This is a genomic window from Geobacillus sp. ZGt-1 (assembly GCF_001026865.1).
Taxonomy (GTDB): domain Bacteria; phylum Bacillota; class Bacilli; order Bacillales; family Anoxybacillaceae; genus Geobacillus; species Geobacillus thermoleovorans.
This window is the reverse complement of sequence record NZ_LDPD01000023.1, coordinates 496,662-521,940: the sequence shown is the minus strand read 5'-3', so window position 1 is coordinate 521,940 and position 25,279 is coordinate 496,662. Positions and strand designations below refer to the sequence as shown.

General features: G+C 53.1%; 22 protein-coding genes, 3 pseudogenes and 1 other annotated feature. Of the genes and pseudogenes, 21 read left to right on the top strand and 4 right to left on the bottom strand.

Annotated features, from left to right (window positions below; genetic code table 11):
- Together VU18_RS20230 and ysxE are read left to right on the top strand one after the other, a co-directional pair.
- On the top strand, positions 1-378 hold a 378-nt coding region (locus VU18_RS20230; RefSeq protein ID WP_047758220.1), incomplete at its 5' end, for a LysM peptidoglycan-binding domain-containing protein.
- A 43-nt stretch (positions 379-421) separates the two neighbouring features.
- Positions 422-1,453, top strand: a complete 1,032-nt coding sequence (gene ysxE / locus VU18_RS11405; protein WP_033010610.1) for a spore coat protein YsxE — start codon at positions 422-424, stop codon at positions 1,451-1,453.
- On the opposite strand, the gene VU18_RS11400 is transcribed toward ysxE, so the two are convergent.
- Complete coding sequence (locus VU18_RS11400) at positions 1,450-1,638, bottom strand: hypothetical protein (RefSeq protein WP_020960766.1); 189 nt, start codon at positions 1,636-1,638, stop codon at positions 1,450-1,452. The genes ysxE and VU18_RS11400 overlap by 4 nt on opposite strands.
- A 139-nt stretch (positions 1,639-1,777) precedes the next feature.
- Positions 1,778-2,107: a binding site (T-box leader), on the top strand.
- Positions 2,108-2,208: 101 nt separating this feature from the next.
- Here VU18_RS11400 and VU18_RS20225 point away from each other — a divergent pair.
- From VU18_RS20225 to VU18_RS21265, 5 genes and pseudogenes are all read left to right on the top strand, one after another.
- A pseudogene (locus VU18_RS20225) lies at positions 2,209-3,514 on the top strand (valine--tRNA ligase); the annotation flags it as partial.
- Between the two features lies 1 nt (position 3,515).
- Positions 3,516-4,866 (top strand): class I tRNA ligase family protein (locus VU18_RS20220; protein ID WP_236687374.1); only part of this gene is annotated, 1,351 nt, incomplete at its 5' end.
- 217 nt (positions 4,867-5,083) lie between these two features.
- Positions 5,084-6,433 (top strand): folylpolyglutamate synthase/dihydrofolate synthase family protein, encoded by a 1,350-nt coding sequence (locus tag VU18_RS11390; protein WP_047758116.1) that lies wholly within the window; start codon positions 5,084-5,086, stop codon positions 6,431-6,433.
- Between the two features lie 29 nt (positions 6,434-6,462).
- Positions 6,463-7,282: pseudogene (locus VU18_RS20215) on the top strand (VWA domain-containing protein); the annotation flags it as partial.
- 1 nt (position 7,283) lies between these two features.
- On the top strand, positions 7,284-9,339 hold a 2,056-nt coding region (locus VU18_RS21265), incomplete at its 5' end, for an Ig-like domain-containing protein (protein ID WP_369793574.1).
- A gap of 66 nt (positions 9,340-9,405) precedes the next feature.
- On the opposite strand, the gene VU18_RS11380 is transcribed toward VU18_RS21265, so the two are convergent.
- The 3 genes from VU18_RS11380 to VU18_RS11370 are packed head-to-tail and all read right to left on the bottom strand — an operon-like array spanning position 9,406 to position 12,262.
- Positions 9,406-11,127, bottom strand: coding sequence for a hypothetical protein (locus tag VU18_RS11380; protein ID WP_047758114.1), 1,722 nt, complete (start codon positions 11,125-11,127; stop codon positions 9,406-9,408).
- 12 nt (positions 11,128-11,139) lie between these two features.
- Positions 11,140-11,709, bottom strand: coding sequence for a PilW family protein (locus VU18_RS11375; RefSeq protein WP_011232110.1), 570 nt, complete (start codon positions 11,707-11,709; stop codon positions 11,140-11,142).
- Positions 11,693-12,262 (bottom strand): type II secretion system protein, encoded by a 570-nt coding sequence (locus VU18_RS11370; RefSeq protein WP_236687373.1) that lies wholly within the window; start codon positions 12,260-12,262, stop codon positions 11,693-11,695. The genes VU18_RS11375 and VU18_RS11370 overlap by 17 nt, the downstream gene beginning before the upstream one ends.
- 183 nt (positions 12,263-12,445) lie before the next feature.
- Here VU18_RS11370 and VU18_RS11365 point away from each other — a divergent pair, with 183 nt between their 5' ends.
- From VU18_RS11365 to VU18_RS11305, 14 genes and pseudogenes are all read left to right on the top strand, one after another.
- Positions 12,446-13,897: a hypothetical protein gene (locus VU18_RS11365; RefSeq protein ID WP_047758112.1), complete on the top strand. Its 1,452-nt coding sequence runs from the start codon at positions 12,446-12,448 to the stop codon at positions 13,895-13,897.
- Between the two features lie 10 nt (positions 13,898-13,907).
- Positions 13,908-14,678: a PRC-barrel domain-containing protein gene (locus VU18_RS11360; protein WP_011232107.1), complete on the top strand. Its 771-nt coding sequence runs from the start codon at positions 13,908-13,910 to the stop codon at positions 14,676-14,678.
- Positions 14,679-14,695: 17 nt separating this feature from the next.
- Positions 14,696-16,036: a VanW family protein gene (locus VU18_RS11355; protein ID WP_021321854.1), complete on the top strand. Its 1,341-nt coding sequence runs from the start codon at positions 14,696-14,698 to the stop codon at positions 16,034-16,036.
- On the top strand, positions 16,033-17,697 hold the full coding sequence (locus VU18_RS11350; RefSeq protein WP_011232105.1) for a GspE/PulE family protein: 1,665 nt from the start codon (positions 16,033-16,035) through the stop codon (positions 17,695-17,697). The genes VU18_RS11355 and VU18_RS11350 overlap by 4 nt, the downstream gene beginning before the upstream one ends.
- Positions 17,698-17,709: 12 nt before the next feature.
- Positions 17,710-17,777, top strand: a pseudogene (locus VU18_RS21125) (hypothetical protein); the annotation flags it as partial.
- Between the two features lies 1 nt (position 17,778).
- A partial coding sequence (locus VU18_RS11345; protein ID WP_236687372.1) for a type IV pilus twitching motility protein PilT occupies positions 17,779-18,765 on the top strand: 987 nt, incomplete at its 5' end.
- Positions 18,752-19,963 carry a type II secretion system F family protein gene (locus VU18_RS11340; RefSeq protein WP_011232103.1) on the top strand — a complete coding sequence of 404 codons (1,212 nt, stop codon included), beginning with the start codon at positions 18,752-18,754 and terminating at the stop codon, positions 19,961-19,963. The genes VU18_RS11345 and VU18_RS11340, both read left to right, overlap by 14 nt.
- Before the next feature lie 95 nt (positions 19,964-20,058).
- A complete protein-coding gene (locus VU18_RS11335) occupies positions 20,059-20,520 on the top strand; it encodes a prepilin-type N-terminal cleavage/methylation domain-containing protein (protein ID WP_011232102.1) in 462 nt (153 codons plus the stop codon).
- A gap of 20 nt (positions 20,521-20,540) precedes the next feature.
- The gene (locus VU18_RS11330; RefSeq protein ID WP_011232101.1) at positions 20,541-21,287 is read left to right on the top strand and encodes an A24 family peptidase; all 747 of its coding nucleotides are present in this window, start codon (positions 20,541-20,543) and stop codon (positions 21,285-21,287) included.
- Between the two features lie 27 nt (positions 21,288-21,314).
- Complete coding sequence (pilM, locus tag VU18_RS11325; protein ID WP_011232100.1) at positions 21,315-22,247, top strand: type IV pilus biogenesis protein PilM; 933 nt, start codon at positions 21,315-21,317, stop codon at positions 22,245-22,247.
- Complete coding sequence (locus VU18_RS11320) at positions 22,237-22,812, top strand: DUF2681 domain-containing protein (protein ID WP_011232099.1); 576 nt, start codon at positions 22,237-22,239, stop codon at positions 22,810-22,812. Before pilM ends, VU18_RS11320 begins: the two co-directional genes overlap by 11 nt.
- Positions 22,809-23,516, top strand: a complete 708-nt coding sequence (locus VU18_RS11315) for a hypothetical protein (protein WP_011232098.1) — start codon at positions 22,809-22,811, stop codon at positions 23,514-23,516. Before VU18_RS11320 ends, VU18_RS11315 begins: the two co-directional genes overlap by 4 nt.
- A 21-nt stretch (positions 23,517-23,537) precedes the next feature.
- A complete protein-coding gene (locus tag VU18_RS11310) occupies positions 23,538-23,999 on the top strand; it encodes a type II secretion system protein (protein WP_047758111.1) in 462 nt (153 codons plus the stop codon).
- Between the two features lie 116 nt (positions 24,000-24,115).
- Positions 24,116-25,231, top strand: a complete 1,116-nt coding sequence (locus VU18_RS11305; protein WP_015375503.1) for a hypothetical protein — start codon at positions 24,116-24,118, stop codon at positions 25,229-25,231.
- Positions 25,232-25,279: the final 48 nt, after the last annotated feature.

Genomic DNA, 25,279 nt, shown 5'->3' with positions numbered 1-25,279 from the left:
ATCGAGACGGAAACGAAAGCGGTGAGTGCGGAAGCGGAAGAAGACATGGCGAATTTGCTGCCGCCGACCGAGGCGAAAGTGTCGATCGGCGCCGCGAAAAAAACCGCCGAGGAAGACAAGGAAGAGCAAGCAACGGAAACGAAAAGCGAAAACGCCCTGTATTTAACAAAGCTGTTTGCGAAAAGCGAGGCGGAAGAGTTTACACAAGTCAAAATTTGCATCGTCCAGCAAGGGGACTCGTTGGACAAGATTGCCGAACGATATGATGTCACCGTTTCCCAACTTTTGCGCGCCAACGATTTGGAAAGCCCGGATGATGTGCACGAAGGGCAGCTGTTATATATTCCGGCCATGGCGGGAAGCCGTCCTTTCGCCTGAAAGGAACGCTTTCCGTTTCTTTTGCCGGTGAGGGGGCGTAACGATGGCCATACGGTCTGAAACGTACCGCGCTGTGCTCAGGCAATATGGGCTTCGGCCGCGGCATATCGAGCAGTGGGGCAAAGCGGCTAAAGTATACACCGACAGCGGGCTGTTTGCTTTAAAGCCGCTTGAGAGCGAACAAGAGGCAGCCGCCATTTGGCAGTCGCTCCATTATTATGGCCGCCACTGCCCCCCGCTTTATGGGACGAGGCAGCGGTCGTTGTTTGCAGCGGAGGGAGGGCGCCTTTATTACTTGCAAGCATGGCGTGAAGATGAAGCGGGGTCGAGAGAGACCGCTGTTCGCCCTTTTTTTCGCGAACTCGCCCGCCTTCACCGCATGACGGTCCGCACCGTGCAAGCGAGCGAAGAGGAGATCGACGCCTACCAAAAACAAAAAAAAGACGAATGGCAACGGGCGCGGGCCGTTTGGGAGGAGCGGGTCGAACGGTACGAGACAGCGTGGTACATGTCGCCGTTTCAGCTGCAATGCTGTACGTATTTCCATGAAGTGATGCGCGCGTATTGGTTTGCCGAGGAGCAGCTTGCTGCTTGGGAGGAAGCGGTGAAGGAAACGAAGCAATGGCGAATCGTCTGGGTGCACGGAAAGGCGCGCCTTTCTCATTACGTGGCGCCGTATTGGATCAGCTGGGAGCGGGCGCATTGGAATTCTCCGGTATACGATTTAGTTTCTATTTTTCGCAACCATGTGCGCACAATTTCACCGCTTGAACGGGAATGGTTCGATGGGCTTGCTGAGTATGAAACGGAACTGCCGTTGTCCGCCGCAGAACGGGCGTTTCTCTACAGCCATTTGGCCGAACCGTGTGGGTTTGTCCGCTGCCTCGAACGCTATGAGGCCGTTTCACATAAGGAACGGAACGAGCGTGAGCACGTTGCTGCCCTGCTGCGCTGCTATATGGCTTTTAAAAACATGGAGGCCGTTGTCATGCATCTTGTCCAACGCGATGCTGCGCAGCCGCAGGATGAAACGGCCGGCTCTGAAACGCCAGCGGAAGAGGACGGCAGCGGTTAAATCCATTCCAAGTGGAGCGCCACAGCGAGCAAAACAAAAACAGCCAGCAAAATGACGTCAAATGTCGTCGGCAAAAAAATGGTGCGAATGGCTTGAAAAATGGTGAGCGGGATGATCACTTGGGCGCAGACGGCGCGCACTTGCCTCAGCCAAGGCGGCCATGAATACGGGTTGAATCGCCGCATCGGTGTTCCCTCCTTCCCGGGTTTACTATACAATATGAAACAACAAAATGTTTGTCACCAACCGCCGGCCAATGGAATAAATAAATAAAAACTTGGCAAAGATGATGGACAATGGTAGTATAATAATCGAATCATGACGACAAAAGCGAAGACGGGGAGGAGTACAGCGGTCCGCGCCTGCAGAGAGGGAAATCGGAAGCTGCGAGATTTCCTAGGATGACGGCTGCTGGAAGGTCGCCCTTGAGCTGCTTCTTTGAAAGGCGCTGCTGCCGAGTAGAGGAAGCCGGCATCATGCCGTTATGTCAATGAAGCGCTTAAGCTTCTAGAAGGCCGGTCAACCAAACTGATTGTGGGCTCGCCAGCCGATGTTTCACCGGTGGGTTGGCCGTGTTGCGGTTCTCTTCATCACCAGCCTTCTAGGCTTAAGAAAAAAGGTGGTACCGCGAAAGCAGCTCCTTTCGTCCTTTTCGGATGAAAGGGGCTTTTTTGCTTGCCGGCGGCGCGGCATTGCCAAGCAGGAAAGCCGCCGTCGGCCGCATTGTCCATCATGTTGAAGGAGGGAAATGAAACATGGCACAGCACGAAGTGTCGATGCCGCCGAAATACGACCATCGCGCCGTTGAAGCCGGGCGCTACGAATGGTGGCTGAAAGGAAAATTTTTTGAAGCGACCGGTGATCCGAACAAACGACCGTTTACGATCGTCATCCCGCCGCCCAACGTCACCGGCAAATTGCACTTAGGGCATGCGTGGGATACGACGCTGCAAGACATCATTACGCGCATGAAGCGGATGCAAATGAAGCGGATGCAAGGGTATGACGTTTTGTGGCTTCCGGGAATGGATCACGCCGGCATCGCCACCCAGGCGAAAGTCGAGGAAAAATTGCGCCAGCAAGGGCTGTCGCGCTACGATTTAGGCCGGGAAAAATTTTTAGAAGAAACGTGGAAGTGGAAGGAAGAATACGCCGGCCATATTCGCAGTCAATGGGCGAAGTTAGGGCTTGGGCTTGATTACACGCGCGAGCGGTTTACGCTTGACGAAGGGCTTTCCAAAGCGGTGCGCGAAGTGTTCGTCTCGCTCTACCGGAAAGGGCTCATTTACCGCGGCGAATACATCATCAACTGGGATCCGGTGACGAAAACCGCGTTGTCGGACATTGAGGTTGTTTATAAAGAAGTGAAAGGCGCGCTCTACCATATGCGCTATCCGCTCGCCGACGGCTCCGGCTTCATCGAAGTGGCGACGACCCGTCCGGAGACGATGCTTGGCGATACGGCCGTTGCCGTGCATCCGGATGACGAGCGGTACAAGCATTTGATCGGCAAAACGGTCAAGCTGCCGATCGTCGGCCGTGAAATTCCGATCATTGCCGATGAGTACGTCGACATGGAGTTCGGCTCTGGGGCGGTCAAAATTACGCCGGCGCACGACCCGAACGACTTTGAAATCGGGAACCGCCACAACTTGCCGCGCATTCTCGTCATGAACGAAGACGGCACGATGAACGAAAACGCCTTGCAATACCAAGGGCTTGACCGGTTTGAATGCCGGAAACGGATCGTCCGCGATTTGCAAGAACAAGGCGTCCTCTTTAAAATCGAGGAGCACGTGCACTCAGTCGGTCATAGCGAACGGAGCGGCGCGGTTATTGAACCGTATTTGTCGACGCAATGGTTCGTGAAAATGAAGCCGCTCGCCGAAGCCGCCATCAAGCTCCAGCAAACGGACGGCAAAGTGCAGTTCGTGCCGGAACGGTTTGAAAAAACGTATTTGCATTGGCTTGAAAACATCCGCGACTGGTGCATCTCGCGCCAGCTTTGGTGGGGGCACCGGATTCCAGCTTGGTACCATAAAGAAACGGGTGAAGTGTACGNCGACCATGAGCCGCCCAAAGACATCGAAAACTGGGAACAAGACCCCGATGTGCTCGACACATGGTTCAGTTCAGCGCTTTGGCCGTTCTCGACCATGGGCTGGCCGGATACAGAATCGCCGGATTACAAGCGCTACTACCCGACCGATGTGCTGGTCACCGGCTATGACATTATTTTCTTCTGGGTGTCGCGCATGATTTTCCAAGGGCTCGAATTCACCGGCAAGCGTCCGTTCAAAGACGTGCTCATCCACGGCCTCGTCCGCGACGCCCAAGGGCGGAAAATGAGCAAATCGCTCGGCAACGGCGTCGATCCGATGGATGTGATCGACCAGTACGGCGCCGATGCGCTCCGTTACTTCTTGGCGACCGGCAGCTCGCCGGGGCAAGACTTGCGCTTCAGCACAGAAAAAGTCGAAGCGACGTGGAATTTTGCTAACAAAATTTGGAACGCCTCGCGCTTTGCCTTGATGAACATGGGCGGCATGACGTACGAGGAGCTTGATTTGAGCGGCGAAAAAACGGTCGCCGACCATTGGATTTTAACGCGTCTCAACGAAACGATCGAGACGGTGACGAAGCTCGCTGAGAAATACGAATTCGGCGAAGCGGGGCGTACGCTGTACAACTTTATTTGGGACGACTTGTGCGACTGGTACATTGAAATGGCGAAATTGCCGCTTTACGGTGACGACGAAGCGGCGAAAAAGACGACGCGCTCCGTGTTGGCGTATGTGCTCGACAACACGATGCGCCTGCTTCACCCGTTCATGCCGTTCATTACCGAGGAAATTTGGCAAAACTTGCCGCATGAAGGCGAATCGATCACCGTCGCTCCGTGGCCGCAAGTGCGCCCTGAGCTGTCGAACGAAGAAGCCGCGGAAGAAATGCGGCTGTTGGTTGACATCATCCGCGCCGTCCGCAACGTCCGCGCCGAAGTGAACACGCCGCCGAGCAAGCCGATTGCGCTCTATATTAAGGTGAAAGATGAACAAGTGCGGGCGGTGCTCATGAAAAACCGCGCCTATCTTGAGCGGTTCTGCAACCCGAGCGAGCTCTTGATTGATACAAACGTTCCCGCGCCGGACAAAGCGATGACGGCGGTCGTCACCGGCGCCGAGCTCATCATGCCGCTTGAAGGATTGATCAATATTGAGGAAGAAATGAAGCGGCTTGAAAAAGAGCTTGACAAATGGAACAAAGAAGTCGAGCGCGTCGAAAAGAAACTGGCGAATGAAGGCTTTTTGGCGAAAGCGCCGGCTCATGTCGTCGAAGAAGAGCGGCGCAAGCGGCAAGATTACATCGAAAAACGCGAAGCCGTCAAGGCGCGCCTCGCCGAGCTCAAACGGTAGACAAACGATCTGGCGGTTGATTATGATGAAGACGAATCCGCTTTCCTGTGGATTCGTCTTTTTCGATGGATCATGATGGAAGGTTTGTCATATTCTGAGAAGGGGTTTGTTGTCAACATATACTCGCTTTCGCCACGCTTCTCGATGTGTGGCACATCTGCCGCATGAAGCCGGCAGGGGGCGGCAAGACACCAATGGAAAAAGGAGGACGATGAACATGGTTCGAACGTATGAAGAAGCAGTCGCTTGGATTCACGGGCGGCTGCGGCTCGGCATGAAACCGGGATTGAAACGGATGGAATGGATGATGGAACAACTCGGCCACCCGGAACGCCGCGTCCGCGCCGTCCATATCGGGGGAACGAACGGCAAAGGGTCAACGGTCGCCTATTTGCGCTCGATTTTGCAGGCGGCGGGCTATTCGGTCGGCACGTTCACCTCGCCGTATGTCGAGCAGTTTAACGAACGAATCAGCATCAACGGCGAACCGATTTCCGATCAAGAGATCGTCGAGCTCGTGCGAGTCATTCAGCCGCTTGCCGATGAGTTGGAACAAACAGAGTTTGGCGGACCGACCGAGTTTGAAGTGATCACGGCGATGATGCTGTATTATTTTGGAAAACAGAACATTCAAGACATCGTGCTCATTGAAGTCGGGCTCGGCGGCCGCTTGGACTCAACTAACATCATTTATCCGCTCGTTTCTGTCATTACAAACGTCAGCTACGATCATATGAACATTTTAGGCGATACGCTTGGGCAAATCGCCGCGGAGAAAGCCGGAATCATCAAATCGGGCGTGCCGCTTGTGACGGCGGTGAAGGAACCGGAGGCGTGGGAAGTGATCGCCAAAACGGCGGCGGAGCGGAAGGCGAAAACATATCGTCTCGGCGTTGATTTTACTGTAACAGACTGGAAAACGATCGCCGAAGGAGAGCAGTTTTCCCTCGCCACGCCGTTTGCCGAATATCGCGATTTGCGCATTCAAATGCCCGGCGCCCATCAAGTCGAAAACGCGGTGGTGGCGGTGATGGCGGCAGAGTTGTTGCGCCTTGGCTATTCGTTTTTGATCGAGCCGGAGCATATCGCCGATGGGCTGGCCACAGCCGCTTGGCCCGGCCGGTTTGAGCGGGTGAGCGGCAAACCGCTCATCATTCTCGACGGCGCCCATAACGAAGCCGGGATTCGCTCGCTCGTGGAGACGGTGCGCGCCCATTATCCTGACAAACGCGTCCATGTCTTGTTCGCCGCGCTGACAGACAAGCCGCTTGAGCGGATGATTCAGCTGCTTGATGAGCTCGCGCATACGATCACGTTTACCACGTTTGATTTTCCGCGCGCGGCAGCGGCGGAACAGTTGTATGCTCTTTCATCCCATCGGCATAAGGCGACTGTTCATCGTTGGAAGAAGTGGATCGGTGAGCAGAAAACACGTTTGTCCGCTCAAGAAATGTTGCTGATTACGGGGTCTTTATACTTTATTTCCGAAGTAAAAAAAAGCTTGTGTAAGAAAAATTTGCTATCAACAACGTCTATGAAATGGTATAATGAAGATAAAGAAAAATAGGTAATTTGTCATGAAACGGGGAGAGGAACATGAGGAAAAGGAGGTTTTTCCAAGCTCTTACAGCGTTGGTCTGGGCATTTTTGCTCATGTTTTGCACAGGTGGGAAGGAGGTTGCCGTTCAAGCCGCTTCTTCCTCTCTGCCATCGCTTCAATTGCAGTTTTCTTCGTCACAATCAGAGTACGCCAAGCCGCCAAACGGCGATGCCCAAGGCCGGCTCGATGTGACGCTCGTTCCACAAGGGGCTGTTTCAGGAATCATCCGCCCGCCGATCGATGTCGTGTTTGTCATGGACGTGTCGGGGTCGATGACGGCAATGAAGCTGCAAAGCGCCAAATCCGCTCTGCAAGCGGCGGTCAACTACTTTAAGTCCAATTACAACCAAAATGACCGCTTTGCTCTTATTCCGTTTTCCGATGGAGTGCGGGAAGCAAGTGTGGTTCCGTTTGGGAAGTACTCGAATGTTGCAAGTCAGCTTGATGCCATTCTCAATACCGGCAACAGCTTGACCGCCGGCGGCGGAACGAACTATTCGGCTGCTTTGTCTCTTGCTAAATCGTATTTCACGGACCCAACGAGGAAAAAGTATATCATTTTCTTAACCGATGGCATGCCGACGGTGTTGAATACAGTCGATACGATTACGTATCGGGAGGTCAAGCAGAATTTTTGGGGTGGATATTCCTATACAAGGAATAGAGTAACCGATTCTCTTTCGGTCACATACGAATTGTACAGCGATGGACGGACTGCCGGTATCCGTTTTACCGACAACAAAGGATATTCTCGCCAATTTTACAGCGACGGGCAAGATTATGTCAATGGATGGTGGGTGTCTTGGGATAACGGCTNTTCGTTCACTTACAGCAGCATCGAAGGGAAAATCCGAGCCGATGCCACAGCGGTGGCGAAAATGCTTGGAATGAACAATATTACCCTTTATTCGATCGGTTTTGGCAGCAACACTGAAGTCGATATGAGCTTTTTGCAGACGCTGTCCGCGACTGCTGGCGGCGAGGCGCGGCAAGGAACGATGCAAAATTTGACCGCTTTGTTCCAACAGTTTTCCCAGCTTGCCACCACGCCAGCGATCACAGGAACGATCCGCATCCCGCTTTCGTCGTTTGGCGGCAATGTCGCCGTTGCGGAAAACGGCCAAGTATGGCTGGATGAAAACAAGCAAAACGCGTATATTTCGTTTTCCATCCCATACCAAGTTGGTCAAGGCACTCCGGCGCCGGTGACGATTCCGATTCCCGTGTCATTTAAAGCAAAAGGGATATATACGTTCAATGCTGAACTGACGTATCGGGATGTGTATGGCCAACCACAGCCGGTTGTGACGAAAACGGTGACCGTCACGGTCAAAGACGAAGCGCCGCCGTCGTTTACTGGAACGGTGAAGCTGCAAGGGCTGACCAATGATGTCACAAGCTTAATCAAACGGGGGGCAACCGATGGCGACGACAACCGCTTCCGTGCCACGTATTCGTTGTCGCTTGTCGGGTATGTCGGCAATGCGACCGGGACGATCAGCAATGTGAGCATTGTCCAAGAACTGCCCGATGGCATCTCCGTTGTTCCCGATGGCAAAGTCACAACCTATGTGGAGAATGGCAAGCGTTATGCCAAATGGTCTTTCACCAATCAAACGTTCGACTACAGCCAGCTCAACAAACTGACGCTCTCGGCGCAATGGGTGATGCAGGCTGATTTTGCCATGAACAGTGTTCAATTGCCGCCAGCTTTGGTGACATTCACCGACAGCCGTTATGGTACCAAAACATCGACGCTCGTTCCGCCGGCGGAACGGATCGGCATGACAGTTCGCTTGGATGATTTTCCGAACGTTTACTATGAAGGGAATGGAATGGGGACTATTACCAAACACAAATTTTCTGCTTTATCAGACGACATCGTCGGGCGGGCGGATCCTAATGCAAATGGATTATTGCCGTTGCCTGTCAAAGCGATGCAGTATGACCCAAATGATGACGGCGTGCTGCTTGTCACTTACCGCAATGGCCGGACGGTGCGCGTCGCCTTGAAACCGCAGCTGTCGATCATAACGGAAAGCGGTGTGGCGGAAAGCGGCGCTGTGATCACGGAAGCGCCGACTGTCAAAATGGTGGGGCTTGTCGCTGGCGAAGGGGTGAAGTACGAGTACCAAGTCGTACGAAATGGTGTGGTTTCAGACTGGCAGCCGCTCGCTTCGCCGTATATGATTTCCATTTCCGATGACGGTGAGTATACTGTCGCGGTGCGTTCGGCTGGGGGGCTGACGCGCGGTGACGGAACGACGAAGGTAGCGTTCCGTTATAAGAAATTAATCCGCCGCTTAGTGCTTGGCGATTACGACCCGACGATGAACGTCGGTAAGGAGCAACGCATCCCAGTGGCGATAGAGCCCGCCGATGCGACGAACAAAACGCTTGCGTGGACATCAAGCGACCCGAGTGTCGCATCCGTAGATCAAAACGGCATGGTGACAGCGCGAAAGCCTGGAACGGTGACGATCACCGTCCGCGCGACTGACGGCAGCAACGTGCAAGAGTCGGCGACGATTACGGTCATTGTGCCGCTCGAACGGATGGCGTTCCGCAATCCAATTCTATACATGAATGTCGGCGATCCACTACTCGAAGTGGCGCCAGAACTCCGTTTCATTCCGGAAAATGCAACGGACAACAAGGCGCTTCGCTCTGTTGTAACGTCTGACGATCGGTTTGTCAAGGTGGTTCAAGAAAATGGGAAATGGTATTTGCAAGCGGTTGATGTCGGATATGCCATCATCACGGCGACAGCCGAGGTGAAAGCGCTGGATGGCCGGGATATTCAAGCTGAGGCGACCGTCATTGTCCGATCGCCTTCCACCAACCAAAATGGCGGGAACGGCGGCAAATGGTAGCCATGAATAAAGCGCGGCCTCCCTTTCGGGAGCGCCGCTTTCCGTTTTGAATCAAAAATGCCTCCTTCATTCTACTTCCAATCGGTCGACCACGAGCGAAATGCGATTGACAAAAGGAAGTCCTGTCCCTTGTTCAACAAGCATTTCAGGACGATAGCGGACGACGAGGCGTGAGGATAACGGATCACTTCCTGGCGTAAACCGGTCCGGTTCTCCGTTTTCCCCATTGACTTGACCGCGGAATGCGTTGACGACAAGCCCATTGATGTCTGTGTCTGGAGCTGTTGCTCTGTTTCCGCGGGCGAACAGCCCGCCTTCGATATACAAGTAGGATCCAACGGCATAAATCGTGGCGCTGCTGTCTGTGTAAAAGTATCCTTTCAAATTCGGTGTCGGAATGGTTGGGTTATTGAATTCATTAATACGGGAAATATCGAGCGGACCTTTCGACAGCAACACAACACCTTTGTTGTTTAGCGCCCGTTCGATCCGGCTTTGGTAAATTTTCGTGCTCCCGGTGACGTAGATGCTTGCGTCAAGCCGCAAGTTGCCTGTCAAAGTTAAATCACCGAGGACGATAAAATTTCCGCGTACGCTGACAAATGTACTGGGATTTGTCGGCCCATCAAGGCGAAGATCGCCGTTGACAATGAGCCATTGGTTGACTCCGCTGTTCTGAATATCGACATCTCCTCTCAAAACGCTGTTTCCATCGAGGTAGAGCGGTTTGGTTTTGGACTGCTCTTTGATCACTTCTTCAAGCGTTTTACGTGGATCGTTTGGATCCGGTTGATTCGATTGGATCGAGGTCCATTGATTGGACAACTCTGCCACTAACGTGTGAAGTTGGCTATTTTTGTCCCCGGCTTCTTGAATGGATTCCATTCGCTCAATGTAATCGGATGACGGGGGCAAAATTCCCGATGCTTGCAACAGTTTGTCGGCCACAGTAAGGTCAAAATCGACATCGATAAAATCTTCGTTTTCTTGCCTGATGGTTGGCGCCGGTTCTGGCACATCCGTCGGCCAACGAGGCGCCCAATTGGTCTTCATGCGAAAACGGCCTTGTGATGCTTCCCAGCAACCGGTCGTTTGCCCGCATGCATTCAATTGTCCGTCGTTTGTATACCAAATCGAGGAAGAGGATAAAAGCGGCATGCCGGCGTTAGACGAATTGACGGTCAGCTGTCCGTTTGCCTTCACATAGTTGATCGCGTTGCTGGCATAGGCGTTTTGCCCTGTGTATACATTCCCGTTTTCGACATAAACCCCGCCGTTGAGGACCACTGTTTCCTTTGAGCCAAGCGCATATTTCAAAAAGCTTGGCGTATTGGTCACAAAGACGAGCCGTTTGACGGTTCGCGTCCGATGGCCGTCATTGAACGTTTTCGTTAAACGAAGGGCGCGAAGAAACACTTGGTTTTTGGGAATATCATATTGCTCGCTTTCATCTTCCATGATCACCCCGTAGCGGTCGCGCAGGCGGCCGGCGATCGTGTCTTCTCCAGGAGACGAGCTGCCAAGCCCGAGAAACTGATCCCATTGGTCAGGCGCAAAAATACGATGGCGGACCAAAAAATTTGGATCCGATAACTCTGCTTTCAGATCGGCGACCGCCTCGTTGACATCCGTCTTCGCCTCATGCAGCGATTGTACGTCATCCACGCGCACGGTGGTGAATTGGGCGTGCTCGACGGCGGTGGTGACAATGGTTAGACCTAGCAATAAAAAGACGGTGATGACCAACAATGTTGTAATCAAACTATATCCTCGCTGATCTCGGCGCATAGGGCCTCCCCCCTAAAAACCGAATTCCGTCTGTAAAGTGAAAGGTTTTATTGAAAGCATCCCGTTGTTATTCCCATCTTTGATCGTTAAGATGATGGTGATAACCCCACTTCGGCAAATTTCTCCGTCTCTGCGCGCGCAACGGAACGAAAAGGAGGAAGAATCGTCCAGCAAAAGGCGTGTGGATGTAATCGCTTCCCCGTCCATCATCAGTTTTCCGTCTTTAATCGAAATGATTTGATGGACCGATTGCGCCGCGGTTTCGCGGGAAACAAGACCGACTTGGTTGTTCGTTTTGAATTGCTCGTTTTTGACAAACGACAGTTGACTAAGCGTTTTGTTTTCTTGGCTCCGATCGGCTTCAAGGCCGTCCGGCGAGAACATGTATAAGGCATTCATGATGCGTGCCACCGCGTAATCCGCCTCGCTCCGTAATTCACTTTCAATGCCGATGTGCTGATAAACGCGAATGCCCGCTAGAAAAACAGTATAGATGGCGCCAATGATCAACATGGAAATGGAAATGGCGGCCAACAGCTCGACAAGCGTCATCCCATCTTGGGTGTTAACGGATCGTCTCATCGGTCACCACTCCTTCCACCCATGTGATGTCGCCGTTTCGTTCTCCCCAACGGACAACGGCGTACAGTTTCGCCATGTAGGTGCCGGCTTCGGAGGAGATCATGTTGTTTCGTTCACGACGGATCTCTTCTTTGAGCCGCTCCGGCAATGACGCAAATTCAGAGGAGGTGAGGAATCCGTCCCATCCTTCTTGATCGCAGCGGATGATGTACACCGTTGTTTCGTATTGAACATCATTGATTGTTGGGGCGAGCTGGGCGGTGCATGATTGTTGAGAGCTTATCGTTTCGCCCTGATTTCCGCTTGGAAACAATAAAGAGGACAAGGCTTCATGGCTGCAGCTGTTTTTCTCTACTTTAAGAAATGAAAGATTGTTCTCTGTCATGTAATTCGATAAGGAAGAAAAGAGAACATTTTTTTCAAAGTACGCCATCGTTCCACGCGCCACGTTGATGGCCACCGTTCGTCGTTCGTTATCGGCTGTATACGTCATAGCGTGGGTGAAAAAGGAAAACAAGCCGATCGCCACCGCAGACAACAGCGTGATGGACAACAATGTCTCGATAAGGGTGAACCCTAAAGTGCGTCGGCAGGAAAAAAACAAAGTCTTGACTGACTCATTGATCACAACCTTCTTTCAAAATATGTAACTTTATTATACAATAAGTAAGAGTCGAATGTTGCAGATTTTTAGTATAAAAGAGGTCTTTTGTCATAGAAGAAACGGGGGGGCATGATGAAAGAGGCGCTCATGTATGCCGGTGCTTTTGTCGTGGCGCTGCTGCTGATTTGGCTTCTTCCGCTTGGCTTCAGCCGGCTTGGGGGGCTTACAGCGGTTGTTATGGCGCTGTTGGCTGCGCTTTTGGCCGAATTGGCTAGTTCGATCATTCCGCTTTGGCAGGCCGGGCTTCTTGTTCTTTTGTTGTTGGCGGCTGCATCGTATTTGCTTGACCGCCGATTTGGCGCTGCTCTTTACCGCGCCGGGGCTTCTCGTGAATCAAGTTTTGTAAAAGAAGAAAAAGAGGAGCGGTCGGCGCCGGAATCTTTGGCTTCTGTCCCTGTTTTGCCAAAGGCGCCGTTGCCGTCGATCCAGTTTGATCAAGCGCCGCCCCTTTCTGAACCTAATGAATCATCATCGATAGAGCAGACAGCAGAACGGTCGGAAGAAGTGAACCATTCTCCCGCTGACTTGTTGATGGAGGCAGCGGCAGAAACTGTTCCACCGTGGGAGCAAGCGGAAGAAATCGTTGGAGCGTCCGAACCGCTGCGGCGTGTTTCCGATTGGTTGGATCAGTGGCCGGGCGCTGTGACGCCGGACCTTGAGACAGCGGTGCTTGATGAAGTGTCAAAAGAGAGCGGAAATGAAGGATCGCAAGCCGATGAGCCGGTTCTGAATGCAGCAGAAATCGTTAAGGGTGAGAGCCGCGGCGAGAATGAATGGGATGCATGGATGAGCATGGATGATCGTTTCTCAGAGCGCGTGGAAGGCGGAGAATACGAGTTCTCTTCAACGGACAGCGTCAAACGGGAGCACGGAGGCGTCTTTTTCGAGGCGGCCGTGGCTCCGGATGAGGATGGATTTGCCGGAATCCATGACATCTGGCATCATAAAGAAGGACAACGCGTGGAGGCGGAAAGCTTCGAGGACGATGGCGTGATGTTTGCTGATGGCCTTGAGATTGGACATGATCAAGACAGCGGTGCGGTCGATTGGATGGATCGGCTCGTGGATGATGCCGTTTCGTTGAGATCAGCTGCTGAAGCGATGGTCAGCGAAAAAACAGCGGACGCTTCCGAGCAGCAAGAGGAACAAAAGGCGGATTCCGAAGAGAATCCTCAATATGAAGAATGCGTCGAGGCGGCAGATGAGCCGTTTGCTGAAGAACCAATGCATTTGGTTGCTTCGGAAAAAGCGCAAATGGCGGCAGCGGAATTGATGCTGAGCCGCCGCCGTTTGACGGCCGATGCGTATGAACAATGCCTGCATCAATGTTTGCAAGCCCCGCTTTCCGATCGCGATTACTACGTATTCGCCCGCCTGCTGTTGGAGCATTATGCACTGGAACAAAATGGCCAACAGCTTCGTGCGTGGGTTGACCAGCTCGAGCGACGTTTTTCAAACTATCCAGCTATCGCGGCTGAACTGGCACTCTGGCGGGAAATCGCCGCTACATTAGCAAATGGTTGAGGTGAAGAGGATGAAAGCGAGCGCGCAAATCATCGGATTGCCGATCATCAGCATTGCGGATGGGATGCAAATCGGCGCCGTGAAAAGCTTTGTCATTAATCCTGATAAAGGTTCCATCGATTTTTTGACTGTCGAGCAAGAAGATGTGCAACTCAGTTTAAAAGCGATTCCGTTTAAAAAAATCGTCGGAATCGGCGAATTCGCCGTTACGGTGGCAAGCAGCCATGATGTCATTGATTTGGCGGAAATTCCGATTGCCAACCAGCTTGTCAACAAGCAAATCCGCATCAAAAATACAAAAGCCATCACGCGCAAAGGACAGCTTTTGGGGGAAGTCCATGAGTTTTTCCTAAACGAAGAGACAGGGGATATTATCGGCATCTCCCTTCGCCTTGAAAGTGGAGAAGCGGTGTTGCCATCCGCCCAAGTGTTGACTTATGGAAAGGATATATTGATCGTCAGCGACGACGCTTCGGGAGCTCTCCTTTCCGATGCGTCGATGCTCATTCAAAAGAATGAAAAAGAAACAGAGGCCAGCAACATTCCTGAACAGATCCAAGCTATGTCGGAGACAGCGGAAAATGTCGAAGCGCTTGAATCGCTCCGTGAAAAGCAAGTGGCGCTTCTTGCGGGGAAACGGGTGACCAAGGATATTTATGATTTGAACGGCGAACTTCTGTTTCCAGCGGGAACGACGCTTCGCGAAGAAGATGTGAGAAAAGCGCAAGAGGCGGGTCCAAGCGTCATTGTTGATGTGTCGATGAACATCGAAGCTGAGTGAAAAAGGGGGAGCTCGAGGTGAGAGCGGCTTCCATAGGAAAACTGTTTATCGTGATGGCGGTTTGCACCGTTTATTTCCTCACCTTTGCCCGCTTGGGCGTTTTGGCTTATGAGTCGTTTGGCCCTGATCAAGACCGCTATCGCTCCGGGACGTACGTCGGGCCGATTTCGCTTGCTGGGATGACGAGAGCGGAAGCCCAACAGGCGGTGGCAGACAAGGTGAGCGACTGGCGATCGACAGCTTCGATTTCGGTCAGCTATCAAGAAAAGAAAGCCGAGCTGCCGGCTGACATCTTTACATTTCGCTTGTCGGAAAGCACAAAAAACGTGGTCAACGGCCGTTCCTCGCCGCTTCTTGTGTTGGCTGACATGAGCGCTTGCATGGAAACCGTTGAACGCCTTCTCCCGCCGGCGGCAGTCCCCGCCTTGGATCTCAAAGCGTTGGAAGCGGATTTGGAGGCGGCGGCGTCCCAGCTTGCCGTTCCGAACAAGCCGCTCGACTTGGCCCATTATCTTCCCTCTTCCGGGAAGGGGCAGACGGTCGTGAGTGAAGCGGCTGTTGCCATTCGCGATCAAAGTCTCTCCCGTTTTCTTGCTTCGGAACGCCGTGTCGTCCTCCGCTCCAATCAATTGGTCTCGTTGCGCGCCGTGATTCAGCAGGCTGGTGGCGGGCTGTCGAATCAGGCTGTCGACGCATTGGCATCAGCGGTGTATCGTGCTGTGCTGTCGACGAATTTTTTGTTGATGGAACGGTATGCGGGAAGTTCGCTTCCAGATGGCATTCCTCCGGGATTTGAGGCCAAGGTGGATGACAAACGCGATTTACAATGGTTGAATCCGAACTCGACGGACTATACGCTCATTCTTCGCTACGATGGTCGCCAAGTGAAAGCGTTAGTGTACGGTTGGCCGTTTGCGTATCAATATATCGTGCGCACGAGCGGGCTAGAGCGGATCGAACCGCGCAAAATCATTCAATACGATGCCCGGTTGGCGCCGGATGAAACCGTGACGAAACAAGTCGGCCGTTCTGGATTGCTTGTAAAAGTCGAACGCGAAGTGCGCGATGGCTCCCGGCTGATCCGCAAAGAGACGGTGAGCGAGGATTTTTACCCTCCGACGTATGCGGTTGAGGTAAGAGGGCTTGAAGTCCCAGAATCTTCATCCAATACAACGGGGGAAGGAAGCGAAACGCCATCGTCACCGTCTGATGCAACGAATAGCGGTCAGACTGAAGCGGAAAGCGGTCAAGAGAAATCAGAAGTCCAAAACGGCGAAGGGCAAAGCGGCAGCGACCAGACCAACGCAGCCCCTTCAACCGAATCGAAGCAAAGCGGGGAAAGCGGGGGAAGCCGATGAACAAAAAACGTGAGCGGAAACGCCTCGGTGATTTGTTGGTGGAAGCGGGGCTGATTACGGAAGAACAGCTGGCTGAAGCGTTGCGTGAGAAAACGCCTGGGCAAAAGCTTGGCGATGCGTTGCTGCAGCGAGGTTACATCACAGAGCAGCAGCTCATTGAGGCGCTTGAGTTTCAGCTCGGCATTCCTCATGTCAGCTTGTATCGCTACCCGATTGATCCGAAAGCGACGAGCTTAGTGCCAAAAGAGTTTGCTCGCCGCCATCTGATCATGCCCCTTAAGGTGGAAGACGATCGATTGCTCGTTGCAATGGCTGATCCAATGGATTTTTTTGCTATTGATGATTTGCGCTTGTCAACGGGGTTTCAGATCGAAACAGCGATCGCTTCAAAGGATGATATTTTGCGGGCGATCAATAAATATTATGACATGGACGAATCGTTTGATGATTTGCTGCCAGCGCCGCCGACGGAGATGCGCGAAGACGGTCGGACGGCCGAGGACGATTCCCCGATTGTTCGCCTAGTGAACCAAATTTTGCAGCTTGCTGTCGAACAGCGGGCAAGCGATATTCATATCGATCCGCAGGAGACAAAAGTGCTCATCCGTTATCGAATTGACGGCTTGCTTCGAACGGAGAGGGCGCTGCCGAAACATATGCAAAGCATGTTGACGGCGAGGATCAAAATTTTGGCCAACATGGACATCACCGAGCATCGTGTGCCGCAAGACGGGCGGATCAAAATGAACATCGATTTTCATCCCGTTGATTTGCGCGTGTCGACATTGCCGACGGTGTATGGGGAGAAAATCGTGATGCGCGTCCTCGATTTGGGTGCGGCGTTAAACGATATTCATAAACTTGGCTTCAACCCGGTCAATTTAGATCGGTTCATCCGTTTGATCGAGCGTCCGAACGGCATCATTTTGATCACCGGGCCGACCGGTTCGGGGAAATCGTCGACGCTTTACGCGGCGCTCAATCATTTAAACAGCGAACATGTCAACATCATTACGATCGAAGATCCGGTTGAATATCAGATCGAAGGCGTCAACCAAATTCAAGTCAACCCGAATGTCGGCTTAACGTTTGCCCAAGGGCTTCGCTCGATTTTGCGCCAAGACCCGAACATCATCATGGTCGGGGAGATTCGCGACCGCGAGACGGCGGAAGTGGCGATCCGCGCCTCACTCACCGGGCATTTAGTGTTAAGCACGCTCCATACGAACGATGCGTTAAGCACGATCACCCGCCTGATCGATATGGGGATTGAGCCGTTTTTAGTGGCCACATCGCTCGCTGGCGTTGTCTCGCAGCGGCTTGTGCGCCGCATCTGCCGCGACTGCCAGGAGGTGTATGAGCCGACGAAGCGGGAGCGGGACATTTTCGCCCGTCGGGGCATCGACATCCGCCAACTCGTCCGTGGCCGCGGCTGCCCGACGTGCAATATGACCGGTTACCGCGGGAGACTCGCGATCCACGAATTGCTTGTCATGACGGACGAGATGCGCCGCGTCATTTTAAACAATGAGCCGTTTTCGAAGTTGCGGGAACTCGCCATTCAAAACAAAATGATCTTTTTGCTCGATGACGGGCTGTTGAAAGTGAAGCAAGGGTTGACGACGCTTGAAGAAGTGCTGAAAGTGGCCATTTTGCATTGATGGGTGAGACGGATGAAGGAAAAGCTTGAGGCGTTGTTGCGTGCGGCTTTTGAATACCGTGCGTCTGACGTACATTTGACNGTCGGGGCGCCGCCGATTTTTCGGGTGAATGGGGAACTGAAGGCGTATGGGCAAGAACGGCTGAACCCGGAGGACACGGAACAAATGGCGAAAGCCATCATTCCGCCGCCGCTTTGGCAGCAGTTTCAAGAAACGGGGGAGCTTGATTTTTCGTACGGTATTGCGGGTGTCTCCCGCTTCCGGATCAATGTGTTTAAGCAGCGGTCGTGCGTGTCGCTTGCCGTGCGCCTCATCCCGCCGCGCATTCCGACATTAGAAGAGCTCGGCTTGCCAAGCGTGTTAAAGCGCATCGCGGAAAAGCCGCACGGGCTTGTGCTTGTCACCGGGCCGACCGGCAGCGGCAAATCGACCACATTGGCGGCGATGATCGACTACATGAATAAAACGATGTCTAGACATATCATTACGCTGGAAGATCCGATTGAATATTTGCATCAGCACGGAAAATCGATCATCGACCAGCGGGAAGTTGGCTTTGACACGAACAGTTTTGCCGCCGGATTGCGCGCTGCGCTTCGTCAAGATCCGGATGTGATTTTAGTCGGGGAAATGCGCGATTTGGAAACGATCCAAACCGCGATCACTGCCGCGGAAACGGGTCATTTAGTGCTTGGCACCCTTCATACGGCGAGCGCCCCAGCGGCGATCGAACGGATGATTGACGTCTTTCCGTCAGCCCAGCAGGCGCAAATTCGGCTGCAGCTCGCTTCCGTCCTTGTTGCCGTCATGGCCCAACGTTTATTTCCCGACGGTCGGAAGAGAGGACGGACGGCGGCTATGGAAATTTTAATCAACAATGCCGCAGTGGCCAATTTGATCCGCAATGAAAAAGAGCATCAAATCATCAATATTATGCAGACGGGCCGCAGTGTGGGCATGCAGACGATGGAAATGAGCGTCAGGGAGCTTGTGGCCGCTGGCCGTATTGATCCATTGGCCGCGGAAGCGTATTTGACAAGGGAGCGTGGAGCGGATGGCGCAATTTAAGTATGAGGGGCGCGACCGAAGCGGACGGAAAAAATCCGGGACGATTGCCGCAAACTCCCGCCGTGAGGCTGTCCTGAAATTGAGGGAGAAAGGCATTCGCCCCATTGTGATCGCCCAGGTGCCGTCATCTGTTTGGAACAAAGAAATTTCCATAGGACGAGCCGTCAAGCTGCAGCACTTCGTCGTCTTTTTGCGCCAATTTGCGACCCTTGTGCGCGCCGGGGTGACGATCGTCGATTCGATCCACATTTTGGCGGAGCAAACGGAAAGTAAAGCGCTTGCTCGTGCACTCGACGATATGGAACAGCATCTCCGAGAAGGGAATCCGCTTTCTGCCGCAGCCGCAAAGCATCCCCGCATTTTCCCGCCATTGTTTGTCAATATGGTGCGCGCCGGTGAAGCGAGCGGCACGCTCGATGAAACGCTCGACCGTTTGGCCGACCATTTTGAAAAAGTGCATCGAACAAGGCAAAAAATCGTCTCGGCGCTTGCCTATCCAGTGGCTGTCGCCATCATCGCTGTTGCGGTTGTCATCTTTTTGCTTGTCTCGGTCGTGCCGACGTTTGTTGACATGTTTGCCGATTTTCACGCCGAATTGCCGGCGATCACAAAGTTTGTGCTGAAAGCGAGCGCATTTATGCAGCATTATTGGTGGATGATAACGTTGCTGGCGATCGGGGTGTTCCTTTTGTTCACCGCGCTGCGCCGGCAAAAGCGCACGAAATATTATTTGGACTATGCGGCCATGCGGCTGCCCATTTTCGGAACCCTTGTCCAAAAAGCGGCATTGGCGCGCGTCACGAGGACATTGAGCTCACTCGTGTCAAGCTCCGTGCCGATTTTAGAGGCGCTGTCCATTTCCGAGCGCGTCGTAGAAAATGAAGTGATCGCGTCCGTCCTTGATGAAGCGCGAACCGCTCTTGAGCGCGGCCAGTCGCTCGCCGAGCCGCTCCGCCGCCATTGGGCGTTTCCGCCGCTCGTGGCGCAAATGATCACGATCGGCGAGCAAACCGGTTCGCTTGACGCCATGCTTGGCAAAGTCGCCGACTTTTACGAAGCGGAAGTCGATGCGGGCACCGATCGCCTCAAGTCGCTCATCGAGCCGCTGATGATTGTGCTGCTCGCCGGCGTCGTGGGGACGATCGTCACCTCCATCATCGTCCCGATGTACGACATCTTTAATCACATTCAACAATAATTTATATTAAGAATATCTTCCTATTTTTTGGACTATATTGTAGAATAATAGGGAAATCGTGCTAAAACATTAAAAAAGAAAGGGAGAGGAAAGTGATGTTGAAACGCATCATCAAAAACGAGCGCGGCTTGACGCTCATCGAACTGCTCGCCGTCATTGTCATTTTGGGGATTATCGCGGCGATTGCCATTCCGGCGATCGGCGCCATCATGGACAACTCGAAAAAAGACGCCCACATCGCCAATGCGAAGCAGATTGCGAGCGCGGCGCGGCTAGCCATTGCGGCGGATAATAACACGAAAACGAGTTACACGTTGAAACAATTATATGATGATGGATATTTGGAAAACATTCCGAAATCTCCAGGGAAGCATTCGACAAAGAAGTATAATAAAGATAAAAGCAAAGTAGACATTGTAAAAGAAACAGATGAAAAAAACAACGTCACGGGCATTCTATACAAAGTAACACTCGTGGATGATGACGGAGAGTTTGTTTACATTGACGGCTCCAAAGATGTAAATGAATTGACGCGTAAGGATGTGAAGCTGGAATAAGGAGTTAATTTGTTGTACAAATGATACTTTTTCTCATTTTTCTTTACTCCCTCCTCCTCGCCTCATTTTTCAACGTCGTCGGGCTGCGGGTGCCGGTCGGGGAGTCAATCATCAGGCCGCGGTCGCATTGTCCGGCGTGCGGACGGACGCTATCGGCGGGGGAGCTCATTCCGGTTGTGTCGTATGTCGTGCAGCGCGGGCGGTGCAAAGGGTGCGGGGGGCGCATCTCCCCCCTTTACCCTTTGATGGAATTGACAACCACCGCTTTGTTGACGGCCGCGCCGATGTGGATCGGCTGGGGCGGACGGCTGATTGTGGCGTGGACGCTCATCAGCTTGTTGGCCATCATCGTTGTGTCTGATCTTCGTTATATGCTCATTCCTGACCGGGTGCTTTTGGTGTTTGCCGGTTTGTTTTTGATGGAGCGGCTTGTGATCCCGTTTTTGCCGTGGGTCGATATGCTCCTTGGGGCGGCGGTCGGATTTTCGCTTTTATGGCTGATCGCCGTTTTGTCCAATGGCGGGATGGGGGGCGGCGATGTGAAGCTGTTTGCCGTGCTTGGGTTTGTGCTCGGTTGGAAAATGGTGTTGCTCGCCTTTTTTTTGGCGACGTTGTATGGAACGATCATCGGGCTGATTGGCATGGCGCTGGGGCGCGTGCGGCGCGGCAAGCCGATGCCGTTTGCGCCGGCGATTGCGCTCGGGTCATTGACGGCGCTGTTTTTCGGTGATCAGCTTGTCGATGCGTATATGGATCTTTTTGTGTAAGGATGGGAAGAAAGGGGGCGAACGAGAATGGCGTTATGGTGGGGAAAGTCCAAATATGTGAACATCGTCGTAAAAGATCATGCCATTCGCTATGTGGAAGTCAAGCTAGGGCATCCGCCTGAAGTGAAACGATGGGGCGAACGGGCATTGCCAGTAGGGGTTGTTCGCGACGGCCGCATCGTCGATGGGGAAACATTGGCCATGATTTTGGACGAATGCGTGGAGGAATGGAAAATAGACGGCCATCGCGCGCGCTTTGTCGTCCCTGATCCATTCGTCATGATCCGCAGTTTGCCCCTTCCTTCTCATTTGTCGGATGAAGAAATTCGCGGCTATTTATTTCTGGAGCTTGGTGAATCGATTCCGCTTCCGTTCGCCGATCCGGTGTTTGATTATGTGGTGATGGAGAGAACGAGCGAGGCGGTGTCGATTTTGCTGTTTGCCGCGCCGGAAGAGGCGGTGTCGGAATACGCGGCGCTTTTGGAAGAAGCCGATTTGCGCCCGGTGGCCGCGGATGTATCGCCGCTTTGCGCTTATCGTCCGTTTTATGCGGCGGGACAAGCTGCGCCGGACGATCATATTTTGCTTGTGCAGTTTGACGAATCCGCCGTGAATTTGAGCGTGTTTCATCGTCATTTGCCGTTGTTTATGCGCCATTTGCCGCTTGAAGCCTATCGTGACCGGACGGCGGCGATTGTGGATCCGTTCGTCGATGTGTATAAGGAAATGGAACGGATCATGAGCTTTTATTCGTTTTCCCTCCAACAAGGCAAACAGTCCATCACACGCCTGTTTCTCGCCGGCGATCATCCAGAGTTGGGCCATGTGTTCACGGCTTTGACAGAGCGGCTTGAAGTGCCTGTAGAACGGCTCAGCGCGTCTCTTGATCCGCTGCCGGACCGCTTTCATCTCGCCTGGGGATTGGCGTTGAAAGAAGGAAGGGCTGACGATGATCGCTGAAATCAATTTATTGCCGAAAAAAGAAACGAGGCAGCCGATCCGTCTCGTTTTGTTGTTCGGGGCGGCGCTGCTTCTCCTAGCCGGTTCGGTGCTGTATTGGTTGATCGATCGTGCGGATCATCGCCAGGCCATGTTGGAGGCGGAATTAAAAAAAGTGCGAGCGGAGCAAGATGTACTGGCGGCGAAAATGAAAAATATAGACGAACAGAAGGAGCAAGAAGAGCTGGCGAAGGCGGTGAAATGGGCGGAACGCTATCCGCTGAAATCAGTGCCGTTGCTGCGGGCATTGACAAAGCAGCTTCCCGAACGCGGATTCATGATGAATGTGACGTACTCGGATCAGACAAAGATGACCATGGTGGTGCAGTTTGATGCGCCGGAAGAGGCGGCCTATTATTTGGATCGATTAGAAAAAGTGAGAATGGTGAAAAACGTCAAACTGGTCAATGTGGCGGCCAATAGCGAGACGAGTGGCGAACCGGAAGATCATCAAGTCGTGCCAAGATATATGGCGCAATATGAGCTGGAGCTGCAACAGGCTGATGGGGAGGGAAAAAAATCATGAGCCGCTTTGGCAAATGGCCGCTTCTTGTTGCGGCAATGGCTGCGGTCACCGCGCTTTTGTTTGCGGCCGCCTATTCATGGCTGGTCATGCCTCGCTACAGCCAGCTCGAGCAGATGGAGCAAACGGTGCAAAGCGAGAAAAAGGTGCTCGCCGCTTTGAAGCAAAAGCTGCCTCCTTCTTCAGAGGAAACAGCACAAACCGTTGCTTCATTGCAAAAAAAAGTCCCTGTCCATCCGCTTACGGACCAGTTGTTGCTCTTGTTTCAGAAAGCGGAATATATCGCTGACAGCCAGCTGGTGAGCGTCAATTTTTCTGATGAAGGAGCAGCATCTTCACAGCAGAACGACAGTGGAACGAACAACGGAAGCGAAGGAAATCGAGCGGTTTCTCCGCCAAGCAGCATTCAATCCATCACCGCCCAACTGACCGTGCAGTCGCCTTCCTATTATCAGCTTGAACGGTTTTTAGAGGTGTTGGAGCAGTCGGAGCGCATCGTGGCGATTGAAGGGTTGACCGTCACTGGGCCTCCGGAGCTGATGTCCATCGCTGATGAAGTCCAACCGTTGACGTATTCGGTGACCGTTCGTGCGTTTTATGCTCCGAAGCTTGAGAAATGGAAACAGTTGTCTCCCGTTCGCGATGTTCCCCCGCCAAGCGGCAAAGACAATCCGCTCGTGGAAATGGCGCCGTCTTCGGGCCGGTAGCGGGGATGGTGGAAGTCCGATATGCTCATTCGCATGAAGCGGGGGATGACCCTCATTGAGCTTTTGGCTGTGTTGGTGATCATCGGCATTGTGGCGATGATCGTCGGTCTTGCCATGTGGACGGTGATTGATCGGGCGCGCGAGCGGGCGTTTGTTTCGGATGCTTATGGCTTGTATGAAGCGGCGCGGCTGTATGTCGGCGCCGAGAAAGTGGAATTTTTGCCAGCCCGTTCTTCTGCCATATTGTCGTATGGAGAATTGGTGGGCAACGGTTTGCTGGATCCAATCGAAGATCCGTTTACCGGAAATGTATTGCCGCCGGAAACAAATCCATCGTACGTGCTTGCCACAAAGCGGGAAGACGGCGGGATTGAGTACGCTGTCTGCTTGAAAGGCGAGACAAAGCAACTTTGCACCTATGAGGGGCGCGAGCAGCCGATTCCTGTCGAAGCGCTGGGGACGGAGATGATTCGTGACCGATAATGTCGGAAAATGAAGAAAAGAAGCAGGAACAAGGCGACAAATGTCTTGTTCTTTTTTTTTCTCTTTATGGTAAGATAGGCGAAAGAAATCGAAGTGTGAAAAAGGACGGTGGCAAAATGGACAAGCAGCGCATGCGCATTATGGTGAATATCAACGGCAAGCCCCGCCCATTTACCGTGGAGCGTTCGTCGGAAGGACGGCCGTCCGAGGAGTCGGATGGATATCCGGTGGACAGCCATCTAGGGAAAGGACAGCGAGCAGAAAACGAGGCGGATGACAGCCGCCAAGTGAGCGCGTTTCAAGAAGGCGGGCCATCCGCAGGCAAGCCATCAACAGGCCTGTGGTTTACGGAGGATGGGCAAGTTCGAGAAGATGTTGAAACGACGGGTTGGGAAGAGGCGGCCGCCCTTGAGGCGGATGAACGGGTCATTTCCGTTTCCGAGGCGATGCAACAAAAGAAAAGCGCCAGACGTCGGACATGGCGGCTGCCGGCTCAAGCCAAGTCGCTGCTCGCCGCCGCGTTGGTCGCTGCGTTGGTCGGCATGGCGTTTGGCATGACGGTGCTGCGCATCATTCCGAAGGAAAAATCTGCTTCGTCGCCGGCATCTGAAGCGATGACGGAATTGACAAAGCCTGAAACAGCGGCGGGCGAAGAAGGAAGAGAAAGCGTCGTACGAGCGCCGTTTTCCATTGCGGTCATTCAAGCGGGCGTCTATTCGAATGCGGCGGCGGCCAAGCAGGCGTCCGAATCGATCAAAACAGCAGGCGTGCCGGTCGTCGTCGCGGGGCAAAAACCGGCAGCGCTCTATATCGCCGTCGGCGCGGATAAGGAAACGTTGCGGGCGGTCAACGACCAATACCGCCAAAGGGTGCCAAGCACGTATGTCAAAGAGCTGTCGTTTGCCGCCGAAGCGGCGGCGCGCCGGTCGGAGGCCATCCAAAAAGGGGAGGTTTTGTATGAAAATATGGCAGCGGTCTCCGCGGCTTTGCTTGGCGGCAGGAAAGCAGGAGAAGATGACTGGCAGGCGCTCCAAAAGGCGTATGACGCGTTAGAAAAAAGCAACGCTTCAAGCGACAAAACAGTCGGTCGGTATGTTGAAGCGCTGAAGCAGGCGTATGTCGCCCTTGCCGCATACAAAGAGCGACGGGATGAAGCGCTGTTGGCCAAAGCCCAGCAACAGCTGCTCGAGGCGCTCGCCGCTTATATCGAATTGGTGCCGCTAGGGAGCTAGAAGCCCCGTTTTTTTTGCCTATTGCATATGTGAACTACCCCCACTTAA